2 protein-coding genes are annotated in these 1383 nt (G+C 44.1%); one reads left to right on the top strand and one right to left on the bottom strand.

All coding sequences use genetic code 11. The annotated features are described in order from the left end of the window. Positions 1–334: 334 nt before the first annotated feature. Positions 335–1072 (top strand): DUF4197 domain-containing protein, encoded by a 738-nt coding sequence (locus LZ23_RS11915; RefSeq protein WP_045214497.1) that lies wholly within the window; start codon positions 335–337, stop codon positions 1070–1072. 49 nt (positions 1073–1121) lie between these two features. On the opposite strand, the gene LZ23_RS11910 is transcribed toward LZ23_RS11915, so the two are convergent. Next, positions 1122–1383 (bottom strand): ATP-binding protein (locus tag LZ23_RS11910; protein WP_045214496.1); only part of this gene is annotated, 262 nt, incomplete at its 5' end.

The following is a 1383-nucleotide window of genomic DNA, read 5'->3' as shown; positions in this document are numbered from 1 at the left end:
AGCGCACCGACTGAAGTTACCTTGAATAAAAAAAGAACATCTAACACAGAAAAAAAAGCGGCTTAGATGCGACATCTTTCTTGACATCTACCGTCTGTGACAGCTTAGTTGTCATTGCGAGCGAGTCTTCGAGCGCGGCAATCCTTGTTGCGAGCAAAGCGAAGCAATCTCAACTTGAGGCAGTTTTAAAATTACTCGCAAGCTTGGTCCCGGCCCGCCCGGGTGAGACGCTTATGAACGAGTTTTTACGACCCTACTTGCAGAATTTCCCGAACCAGAAAATAATATACCTATAAAAGTGGTGCACAGTTACAAAAAAACACTGAGGAGTATCATGAAAAATTACATTCACTTAGTCATACCCTTGATTATGGTTATTTGTCTGGTTTCCCCTGCTGATGCAAATTGGCTGCAACGTGGTCTTGATGCATTCAAAGGACAAAATGAAGTTGCTGACGAAACAGATCTTTCCAAATCGGAAATCACCCTGGGACTTAAAGAAGCTTTAAAAGTGGGGAGTGAAAATGTGATAAGCCGTCTTGGCCGGGAAAACGGATACTATGAAAATCCCAGGGCTCATATTCCATTGCCTGACAGCCTGCAAAAAATTCAGACTGTGCTTGAAAAATCCGGCCTTGGGCAAATGCTCACAGACCTGGAACTTCGCATGAACAGAGCAGCAGAAAAGGCAACTCCCAAAGCAAAAGACATGTTTATTGATGCCATCTCCCAAATGACACTGACTGATGCTCAAAACATTCTGCAAGGTCCTGATGATGCAGCTACGCGGTATTTTCAGGACAAAATGTCTCAACCCCTTGAAAAAGAATTCTCGCCAATTGTTCAACAAAGTCTGTCTGAATCCGGGGCTGTGCAAACTTATGACAATATGATGGGGGATTACAGAAATATCCCGTTTGTTCCTGATGTAAATGCTGACTTAACAAGCCACGTTGTAGATTATTCCCTCATGGCCATCTTTGATTATCTCGCTGAAGAAGAAGCAGGCATTAGAAATAACCCTGTCCAGAGGACCACTGATATCTTACGCAAAGTTTTTGGAAACAGATAATATTCAATACTGATGGTAAGATCGCAAGTCACGGTGGGGTATGAAGCACTCACATTTGATCAGAGTGCTTCAATGGCAGGGTAAAACAGACTTCCGTGCCCTTATCCGGTTCACTTTCAACCCAGATTCTGCCGCCATGCTTTTCCACAGACTCCTTACACAGAACATACTTGCAGGCACAGCCATTCGTGATTAACCTTTCAGGTATGAATACATTAAATAAGAACCTGTCCCCCATTTCTTCCTCTGTCCCCTGACTCCTGACTCCTGGCTTTCTGACCCCCGTCCCCTGACTCCTGATACCTTCTTCA

This window comes from Desulfonatronovibrio magnus, assembly GCF_000934755.1.
In the GTDB taxonomy this organism is placed as follows: Bacteria; Desulfobacterota; Desulfovibrionia; order Desulfovibrionales; family Desulfonatronovibrionaceae; genus Desulfonatronovibrio; species Desulfonatronovibrio magnus.
This window is presented reverse-complemented; position numbering and strand designations above follow the sequence as displayed.

Coding starts and splice junctions, on each gene's coding strand:
- LZ23_RS11915 (WP_045214497.1), top strand. CDS start 335: ATGAAAAATTACATTCACTTAGTCATACCCTTGATTATGGTTATTTGT.